Origin of the sequence: Streptomyces sp. NPDC001068 (genome assembly GCF_042897315.1) — a bacterium.
Classification (GTDB): domain Bacteria; phylum Actinomycetota; class Actinomycetes; order Streptomycetales; family Streptomycetaceae; genus Streptomyces.
Genome location: NZ_JBIAYD010000011.1, coordinates 424627 through 434255 on the forward strand (window position 1 = coordinate 424627; position 9629 = coordinate 434255).

Here is a 9629-nt window from a genome sequence, read left to right on the forward strand (position 1 = left end):
TCCGCGGCCACGCAGAAGGAGTCAGTGTTGAGAAGCAGTTCCTCTCGCAGACGCACCCCCCACCGCACCGCAGTAGTGGCCCTCGCGGGCGTCACCGCCCTGATCGCCGCGGCCGTCCAGTCCGGCGCCGCCAGCGCCGCCCCCGCCGCGCCCCAGGCCGGCAAGGTCAACCCCGCGCACGTCGCCATGAAGCTCTCGCCCTCGCAGCGCGCGGAGCTGCTGCGCGACGCGAGCGCCGACCGCGCCGCCACCGCCAGGGCCATCGGCCTCGGTTCGCAGGAGAAGCTGGTCGTCAAGGACGCCGTCAAGGACGCCGACGGCACCGTCCACACCCGCTACGAGCGCACCTACGCGGGCCTGCCGGTGCTCGGCGGCGACCTGATCGTCGACACCGCCAAGTCGGGCGCCACCGAGCGCGTGACCAAGGCGAACAACGCCACGCTCAAGGTCGCGGACCTCACCCCGGCGGTCAGCGCGGCGAGCGCCGAGAAGACGGCCCTCTCCCGCGCCAAGGCCCTCGGCTCCACCAAGTCCGCCGCGGACGGCGCCCGCAAGGTGATCTGGGCCGGCTCCGGCACCCCCGTCCTCGCCTACGAGACGATCGTGGGCGGCTTCCAGGACGACGGCACGCCGAACCAGCTGCACGTCGTCACCGACGCCGCCACCGGCAAGAAGCTCTTCGAGTACCAGGGCATCGAGAACGTCACCGGTACCGGCAACACCCAGTACAGCGGCACCGTCTCGCTGTCGACGACCCAGTCGGGCTCGACGTACAACCTGACCGACGGCGATCGCGGCGGCCACAAGACGTACAACCTGAACCACGGCACCTCGGGCACCGGCACGCTGTTCTCCCAGTCGAGCAACACCTGGGGCAACGGCACCACGTCCAACGCCGCCACCGCGGGCGCCGACGCGCACTACGGGGCCGCCGAGACCTGGGACTTCTACAAGAACACCTTCGGCCGCAGCGGCATCAAGAACAACGGTGTCGGCGCCTACTCCCGCGTGCACTACGGCAACTCGTACGTGAACGCGTTCTGGGACGACGGCTGCTTCTGCATGACCTACGGCGACGGCTCCGGCAACGCGGACCCGCTGACCGCCCTGGACGTGGCCGGCCACGAGATGAGCCACGGCGTCACCTCCAACACCGCGGGCCTCAACTACTCCGGCGAGTCCGGCGGCCTGAACGAGGCCACCTCGGACATCTTCGGCACCGGTGTGGAGTTCTACGCGGCGAACTCCTCCGACGTCGGCGACTACCTCATCGGCGAGAAGATCGACATCAACGGCGACGGCACCCCGCTGCGCTACATGGACAAGCCGAGCAAGGACGGCGCGTCCAAGGACAGCTGGTACTCGGGGCTCGGCGGCCTGGACGTGCACTACTCGTCCGGTCCGGCGAACCACTTCTTCTACCTGCTGAGCGAGGGCAGCGGCGCCAAGGTGATCAACGGCGTCAGCTACAACTCGCCGACCGCCGACGGCCTTCCGGTCACCGGCATCGGCCGGGACAAGGCGCTGCAGATCTGGTACCGGGCGCTCACCACCAAGTTCACCTCCACCACCAACTACGCGAGCGCCCGCACCGGCACCCTCGCGGCGGCCGGTGAGCTGTACGGCACCACGAGCGCCGAGTACAAGGCGGTGCAGGACGCCTGGGCGGCCATCGCGGTCGGCTCGCGCTCCGGCGGTGGCGGCGGTGGCGGCACCTCGTACGAGAGCACCACGGTGGTGTCGATCCCGGACAACGGACCCGCGGTCACCTCGTCGATCACGGTCTCCGGCCGCAGCGGGAACGCGCCGTCCAACCTCCAGGTGACGCCGAACATCAGCCACACCTGGCGCGGTGACCTGGTGGTCGACCTGGTCGGCCCGTCCGGGACGTCGTACCGCCTGAAGAACTTCAGCTCCTCGGACTCCGCGGACAACGTGACGGACACCTACACGGTGAACGCCTCGTCGGAATCGGCCAATGGGACGTGGAAGCTGAAGGTCCAGGACCAGGCCGCGCAGGACGTCGGCAAGATCAACAGCTGGAAGCTGACCTTCCCGTAAACCGCAGGACACGGGCGTGAGCCGCGGGCGCCGTCCGGGGGTTCGAACCCCGCCGGGCGGCGCCCGTTTTACATGTTCGCAACGTTCACCCGACACCTGCTTTTCGGCCAACATCACTTCAGGGTCCTGACATGTACGCGACCTAGGTGTCACTCTTCCCTCACCCGTCGCACAGCACAGCAACTTCACGACCCCACAGCCGGTGCGGTAACCCCACTCCGTCCCGGACTCCCCACAGCCTGAAGGAGCTTGAGTGAGCCCCCTCTACGCGCGTCACAAGCGCACCACTCTGGCCATCGCCACCGCTGTCGCCGCCGGCGCCCTGCTGACCACGGGCCTGACCACCACCGCCACGGCCGCCCCCAAGCAGCCGCTGGCCGCCGCCCCCACCCTGCTCTCCAACTCCGCCCGCACCGCCCTCGTCCAGAAGGCGCAGGCGGACGTCGCCGAGACCGCGCAGCAGATAGGCCTCGGCGCCAAGGAGAAGCTCGTCGTCAAGGACGTCGTCAAGGACGTCGACGGCACCGTCCACACCCGCTACGAGCGCACCTACGCGGGCCTCCCGGTGCTCGGCGGCGACCTGGTCGTGCACACCTCCGAGGCCGGCAGGACCGAGGGCGTCACCAAGGCGACGAAGGCGGCCATCAAGGTGGCCTCCCTCAAGCCGCAGATCAGCACCGCCAAGGCGGAGAAGTCGGCGCTGAGCGTCGCCAGGACGCTCGGTTCCGCCAAGTCGGCCGCCGACGGCGCCCGCAAGGTGATCTGGGCCGGCTCCGGCACCCCCGTCCTCGCCTACGAGACGGTCGTCGGCGGCTTCCAGGACGACGGCACCCCCAACCAGCTGCACGTCATCACCGACGCCACCACCGGCAAGAAGCTCTTCGAGTACCAGGGCATCGAGAACGCCACCGGCACCGGCAAGAGCCTCTACTCCGGCACCGTCAGCCTCAGCACCAACCTGTCGGGCTCGACGTACCAGCTGTACGACACCACGCGCGGCGGCCACAAGACGTACAACCTGGCCCGTGGCACCTCCGGCACCGGCTCGCTGTTCACCGACGCCGACAACACCTGGGGCACGGGCACGGCCTCCAGCTCCTCCACCGACCAGACGGCCGCCGTGGACGCGGCCTACGGCGCCCAGGAGACCTGGGACTTCTACAAGGCGACCTTCGGCCGCAACGGCATCAAGAACAACGGCGTCGCGGCCTACTCGCGGGTCCACTACAGCAGCGGCTACGTCAACGCGTTCTGGGACGACAGCTGCTTCTGCATGACCTACGGCGACGGCTCCGGCAACACCCACCCGCTGACCGCCCTCGACGTGGCCGGCCACGAGATGAGCCACGGCGTCACCTCCAACACCGCGGGCCTCAACTACAGCGGTGAGTCCGGCGGCCTGAACGAGGCCACCTCGGACATCTTCGGCACCGGTGTGGAGTTCTACGCCGCCAACGCCTCCGACCCCGGTGACTACCTCATCGGCGAGAAGATCAACATCAACGGCAACGGCACCCCGCTGCGCTACATGGACAAGCCCAGCAAGGACGGCGGTTCGGCCGACAACTGGTCCTCGTCGGTGAAGAACCTGGACGTGCACTACTCGTCCGGTGTCGCCAACCACTTCTTCTACCTGCTGTCCGAGGGCAGCGGCGCGAAGACCATCAACGGGGTGTCCTACAACTCCCCGACCTACAACGGCTCCACGGTCACCGGTATCGGCCGGGCCAAGGCCCTGCAGATCTGGTACAAGGCGCTGACGACGTACTTCACGTCGACGACCAACTACAAGTCGGCGCGCACCGGCACCCTGTCGGCGGCGGCCGCCCTGTACGGCTCCGGCTCCACCGAGTACAACACGGTGGCGGCCGCCTGGTCGGCCGTGAACGTCACGTGACCTGATCACAGCGCATCGGGCGGACCCCGGGACGAAGCCGTCCCCGGGGTCCGCCCTACGCTCTCCCCCATGTCCTTCACGTACGAGGCGGTCGGCGCGACCCTCGACGACCTCGCCGCCTGCCCGCCCGGCTTCCGCCCGCTCCATGTGCGCACGCGCATAGGCGAGGGCGCGGAGGTCTTCCACAAGGCCGCCGAGGCGGTCCTCACCTGGGAACTCCACCGCGCCCTGGGCGTCGGCATCGAAGCCTCCGCCGACCGCGCGGCCACCGGCGTCGACGTCACCGTCAGCCTGGCCGGCCTGATCAAGGCCCCCTGCCGCATAGTGTGGACGGTCGAGGAGTCCCGCCGGGCCGGCTGGGCCTACGGCACGCTGCCCGGCCACCCCGAGTCCGGCGAGGAGGCCTTCCTGGTCACCCGCACCGGCGACGGCACGGTCTGGCTGACCGTCGCCGCCTTCAGCAGACCCGCCAAGTGGTACGCCCGAGCGGGCGGCCCGGCGACCCGGGGGCTGCAGCAGGCGTACGCCCGCAGATGCGGCAAGGTGCTGCGCGGTCTGTGCGCGGACGAGCCCGACGCGTTCTGACGGGTCCGGCGGCCGGGGCCGGTGACTGCCCGGACCGGGCCGCCGGACCGTCCGCCTCAGCGCATCAGTACCCCGGCCCCCGTCACCGCTCCCCCGGCCGGTACCACCATCAGGCCCAGTTCCGCTCCGGACGCCAGGAGTCGGTGGGCGGGAAGGATGCGGACCGTGTAGCCGTAGGGGCCCGTGCGGTCCAGGGAGAGGGGGCCCTCGTAGGTCCAGTGGCCCTCCAGGTCCGGGCCTCCCGTCGGTTTCAGGGGGACCGTCGTCGCGTCCGTGATGCGGTCCTCCGGGTCGACCCGGCCGGAGACCGCCTGGACCTCGACGTCGTCGGGGGTGAGGTCGCCGAGGCGGACCCGGACCCGCAGCGCGAGGGTGGTGCCCAGTTCGGCGCTGGCCGTGGCGGTGGCCGCCTCGACGTGGTCCACCGAGACACCGTGCCAGGCCCCCCGCACCCGGCCCTTCCAGGCGGACAGTTCCCGGGCCGCGTCGCCGGTCATCGAGCGGTGGGCGTGCGCCGCCGGGGTGTAGAGGCGCTCCACGTACTCCCGGACCATGCGGCCGGCCAGCACCTTGGGTCCCAGCAATGTCAGGGTCTGGCGGACCATCTCGATCCAGCGGTCGGGCAGACCGCTGCGGCCGCGCTCGTAGAAGCGCGGGGTCACGCGCTGTTCGAGGAGGTCGTACAGGGCGGCCGCCTCGATGTCGTCCCGGCGGTCGGGGTCGGTGCCGGCCCCGTCCGCCGTCGGGATCGCCCAGCCGAAGTCCGGCTGGAACCACTCGTCCCACCAGCCGTCCAGGACCGACAGGTTGAGGCCGCCGTTGAGCGCCGCCTTCATCCCGCTGGTCCCGCACGCCTCCAGCGGGCGCAGCGGGTTGTTCAGCCAGATGTCACAGCCGGTCAGCAGCTTCTGCGCCATCGCCATGCCGTAGTCGGGCAGGAAGACGATCCGGTGCCGGACCCGCGGGTCGTCGGTGAACCGCACCAGTTCCTGCACCAGCCGCTTGCCGCCGTCGTCGGCAGGGTGCGCCTTCCCGGCCACCACGATCTGGATCGGCCGGTCGGGGTGGGTCAGCAGGTCGAGCAGCCGGTCACGGTCGCGGAGCATGAGCGTGAGCCGCTTGTACGAGGGGACGCGCCGGGCGAATCCGATGGTCAGGACGTCGGGGTCGAGGGCGTCTTCGATCCAGCCCAGCTCGGCCGTCCCGGCGCCGCGCTGCCGCCAGGAGGCCCGCAGCCGGTCCCGTACCTCCAGGACGAGCTGCTCCCGCAGGCCACGGCGCAGCTCCCAGATCTCCTGGTCGGTGACGTCCGCGACCGCGTCCCAGCGTTCGGTGCCGCCGACGGTCAGCGCCTCCTCGGTACGCCGGTCGCCGATCTGCCGGGCGCCCAGCCGGACCACCTCGGGGGCCACCCAGGTCGGGGCGTGCACGCCGTTGGTCACGGAGGTGATCGGCACCTCGTCGGGGTCGAATCCCGGCCAGAGCCCGGAGAACATCTCCCGGCTGACGTTGCCGTGCAGGAGTGAGACCCCGTTGGCCCGCTGGGCGAGCCGCAGGCCCATCACGGCCATGTTGAACAGGTTGGGTTCGCCGCCGGGGTAGGTCTCCATCCCCAGGCGCAGGATGTGCTCCACCCCGATCCCGGGGAGTTCGGCGTCGGGACCGAAGTGGTGGGCGACCAGCTCACGGTCGAAGCGGTCGATGCCGGCGGGGACCGGCGTGTGGGTGGTGAAGACGGTACCGGCCCGCACCGCCTCCAGCGCCGACTCGAAGTCCAGCCCGGCGGCGACCAGTTCGGCGATCCGCTCCAGGCCCAGGAAACCGGCGTGCCCCTCGTTGGTGTGGAAGACCTCGGGCTCGGGGTGGCCGGTCAGCCGGCAGTACGTCCGGACGGCGCGCACACCCCCTATGCCGAGCAGCATCTCCTGGAGCAGCCGGTGCTCGCTGCCGCCGCCGTAGAGCCGGTCGGTGACCCCGCGTTCGCCGAAGTCGTTGTCCTCCACGTCGGAGTCCAGCATCAGCAGCGGCACCCGGCCGACCTGGGCCAGCCAGATCCGGGCCCGCAGCAGCCTGCCGCCGGGCAGCGCGAGGGAGACGTACGCCGGGGTGCCGTCGGCCTCCTTGAGCGGGACCACCGGAAGTTCGTTCGGGTCCAGGACGGGATAGTGCTCCTGCTGCCAGCCGTCCCGGGACAGGGTCTGCCGGAAGTACCCGTGCCGGTAGAGCAGGCCGACACCGATCAGCGGAACGCCGAGGTCGCTGGCCGACTTGAGGTGGTCGCCGGCCAGGATGCCGAGGCCGCCGGAGTACTGCGGCAGGGCGGCCGTGACGCCGAACTCGGGCGAGAAGTAGGCGACGGCCGCCGGGAGCCCGGCGGCCTGCGGCCGGGACTGGTACCAGCGGTCACCGGTCACGTAGTCGTTGAGGTCGTCCGCGACCGCCGTCAGCCGGCGCAGGAACCGGCGGTCACCGGCCAGCTCGGCGAGCCGCGCCGACGGCACGCTGCCGAGCAGCCGCACCGGATCGCCCTCCGAGGCGGCCCAGCGCTCGGGGTCGACGGACTGGAAGAGGTCACGGGTCTCGGTATGCCAGGACCAGCGCAGGTTTCGCGCCAGGTCACTGAGCGGACGGAGGGTTTCGGGGAGAACGGGACGGACGGTGAACCGACGGATCGCCTTCACATTCCACTCCACGCGTTCGTGGTGAGAGCCGTACGGCGGTGTGCGGCTCGGCGTCCTTCAGACGGTACCGGTGTCGGGGCGGCCGTTGTCGGAGCTCCGGCACCGGACTCCGGGTCCGTACCCCGGTGGACGGACCCGGGCGGCGCGTCACGCCTCCTTGTGGGACCCGGCCCCGCACGAGACCCTGCCCCCCTGAGCTGAGGAGGGGGAACGCGCAGCCATGTCATGGACGATCATCCGGCGTTCGCGTGTCGTGGGGGCCCTGACGGCGGTGGTGACGGCCGCCGCGCTGTCGTCGGCGGCGCTGCCCGCGCACGCCGTGCCCGAGGGGACCGTGTGGGGCGCCGGCCGGCCGGGCTCGGTCGGCGGAAGCTATCTGGTGACGCTGGACGGGGGAACGAGAGGGGCCTCGGCGGCCGGGAGAGCCGTCGCCGACCGCTATGGGGCGAAAATAAGCCATACTTACGGCCGTGTGCTGAACGGCTACGCCATCAGGGCGAGCGCCGCACAGGCCCGGCGGCTCGCCGCGGACCCGCGGGTGGCGACCGTGGTGCAGGACAGCCGGATACGGCTGCAGCGCACCCAGCAGGACCCGCCGTCCTGGGGCCTGGACCGTGTCGACCAGGCGGGACTGCCGCTCGACAGGTCCTACGGCTGGCCGGGGTCGGGGGGCGCGGGCGTCACCGTCTACGTGCTCGACACCGGCGTCCGGATCGGCAACCGCGACTTCGGCGGCCGGGCGAGCTACGGCTGGGACTTCGTCGACGGAGACGGATCCGCCGGTGACAGCAACGGTCACGGGACACATGTCGCCGGCATCGTCGCCGGGGCCAGGTACGGCGTCGCGAAGAAGGCGAAGGTGGTCTCCGTCCGGGTGATGGACGACACGGGCGCGGGCACCACCGCCCAGGTCATCGCCGGTATCGACTGGGTCACCGCGCACGCCCGCAGACCGGCGGTCGCCAACCTCAGTCTGGGCGGTGCGCACAACGCCCAACTCGACGCCGCGGTGCGGAACTCGATCAGGTCCGGGGTGACGTTCACGGTCGCGGCCGGCAACAACGGGCGCCCCGTGGGGGACTATTCACCGGCCGACGTGCCGCAGGCGATCACCGTCGGCGCCACCGACCGCACCGACGCCCGCGCGGGCTTCTCCGACTTCGGCGCGGCCGTGGACCTGTTCGCGCCGGGCGTGGCGATCACCTCGGACTCGTACCGGAGCGACACCCGTACGGCGACCTACTCGGGCACCTCGATGGCGGCACCGCACGTGGCGGGCGCCGCCGCGCTCTACCTGGCCGGTCGTCCGAGGGCCACCCCGGCCCGGGTCGCCGAGGCCCTGATTGCGGGAGCGGCGAGCGGGAAGGTGACCCATGTGGGGCCGGGATCACCGAACCGGCTCCTGCGGGTGCCGAGAACGTGAAGCGTTTTCTCGACTGCGAACACGCCACCGGCCCCGTTCGTTCGGAACGGGGCCGGTCTTGTGCGTAGACATACGGCCGAGTAGTTAACAAAGTGCCGGATTGCCCACCCGAAAAGTATGGGAAGGCTCCTCCGGTACACCCCATGGACACAGCGCTGATACCCCGCACAGGTAGACCCTCAAGTACGCCTCCGGATACAGCCGCAGGACCCGTCCCGTCACCACCCATCCGCCCACACCCCCGTTGCCGCGGACAGGAGCGGTCATGCCCGCCACGCACAAGCCGTCAGTACCTCCGACACAGCGCACGTCAGCCCGTGCCGCACCCCCCGCTTCGACCGCACCCCCCGTGTCGCCCGAGCCACCCGCGGACGGGGCCACCGCCGTCGGCCGCATCCCCGTACTCGACGTCCGCCCGCTGGTCCAGCAGGGGCGGCGGCCCGCCAAGGCGGTGACCGGGGAGTCGTTCGAGGTCACCGCCACCGTCTTCCGCGAGGGTCATGACGCCGTCGCCGCCAATGTCGTGCTGAAGGACCCCAAGGGCCGTCCCGGTCCCTGGACCCCGATGCGGGAGCTGGCCCCCGGCACCGACCGCTGGGGAGCCACCGTCACCGTCGAGGGGAAGCCGGGCCGTTGGACCTACCAGGTCGAGGCCTGGTCGGATCCGGTCGCCACCTGGCGGCACCACGCGCAGATCAAGATCCCGGCGGGCATGGACACCGGTCTGGTCCTGGAGGAGGGTGCCCGGCTCCTCGAACGGGCCGCCGCCGGGGTGCCGAAGCACAAGAAGCGGGACGTCCTGCTGGCCGCCGCGGAGGTCCTGCGCGACGAGGACAGCCCGGCCCCCTGGCGTCTGGCCGCCGCGCTCGGACCGGAGGTCGAGAAGGTCCTGGCGCGGTATCCGTTGCGGGAGTTGGTGACCTGTTCGGAGCCGTTGCCGTTGCTGGTGGAGCGGGAACGGGCCCTGTACGGGTCGTGGTAC

6 protein-coding genes are annotated in these 9629 nt (G+C 71.2%); 5 read left to right on the forward strand and 1 reads right to left on the reverse strand.

The window, feature by feature from the left end:
- Positions 1 to 27 precede the first annotated feature (27 nt).
- From ACFY3I_RS30950 to ACFY3I_RS30960, 3 genes are all read left to right on the forward strand, one after another.
- A complete protein-coding gene (locus tag ACFY3I_RS30950; protein ID WP_390864390.1) occupies positions 28 to 2061 on the forward strand; it encodes a M4 family metallopeptidase in 2034 nt (677 codons plus the stop codon).
- Between the two features lie 253 nt (positions 2062 to 2314).
- Positions 2315 to 3958, forward strand: a complete 1644-nt coding sequence (locus ACFY3I_RS30955; protein ID WP_390864391.1) for a M4 family metallopeptidase — start codon at positions 2315 to 2317, stop codon at positions 3956 to 3958.
- A gap of 69 nt (positions 3959 to 4027) precedes the next feature.
- Positions 4028 to 4543 (forward strand): DUF1990 family protein, encoded by a 516-nt coding sequence (locus ACFY3I_RS30960; protein ID WP_390864392.1) that lies wholly within the window; start codon positions 4028 to 4030, stop codon positions 4541 to 4543.
- A gap of 56 nt (positions 4544 to 4599) precedes the next feature.
- On the opposite strand, the gene glgP is transcribed toward ACFY3I_RS30960, so the two are convergent.
- A complete protein-coding gene (glgP, locus tag ACFY3I_RS30965) occupies positions 4600 to 7224 on the reverse strand; it encodes an alpha-glucan family phosphorylase (protein WP_390864393.1) in 2625 nt (874 codons plus the stop codon).
- Positions 7225 to 7444: 220 nt separating this feature from the next.
- Between glgP and ACFY3I_RS30970 the strand changes: the two genes are divergently transcribed.
- Together ACFY3I_RS30970 and ACFY3I_RS30975 are read left to right on the forward strand one after the other, a co-directional pair.
- Positions 7445 to 8647 carry a S8 family peptidase gene (locus ACFY3I_RS30970; protein ID WP_390864394.1) on the forward strand — a complete coding sequence of 401 codons (1203 nt, stop codon included), beginning with the start codon at positions 7445 to 7447 and terminating at the stop codon, positions 8645 to 8647.
- A 265-nt stretch (positions 8648 to 8912) separates the two neighbouring features.
- Positions 8913 to 9629: maltotransferase domain-containing protein (locus tag ACFY3I_RS30975; RefSeq protein ID WP_390864395.1), on the forward strand; the 717-nt coding region annotated here is incomplete at its 3' end.

Bases quoted from the DNA above. Each gene is read 5' to 3' on its own strand.
- ACFY3I_RS30960 (WP_390864392.1), top strand. From the start codon at position 4,028: ATGTCCTTCACGTACGAGGCGGTCGGCGCGACCCTCGACGACCTCGCC.
- ACFY3I_RS30970 (WP_390864394.1), top strand. From the start codon at position 7,445: ATGTCATGGACGATCATCCGGCGTTCGCGTGTCGTGGGGGCCCTGACG.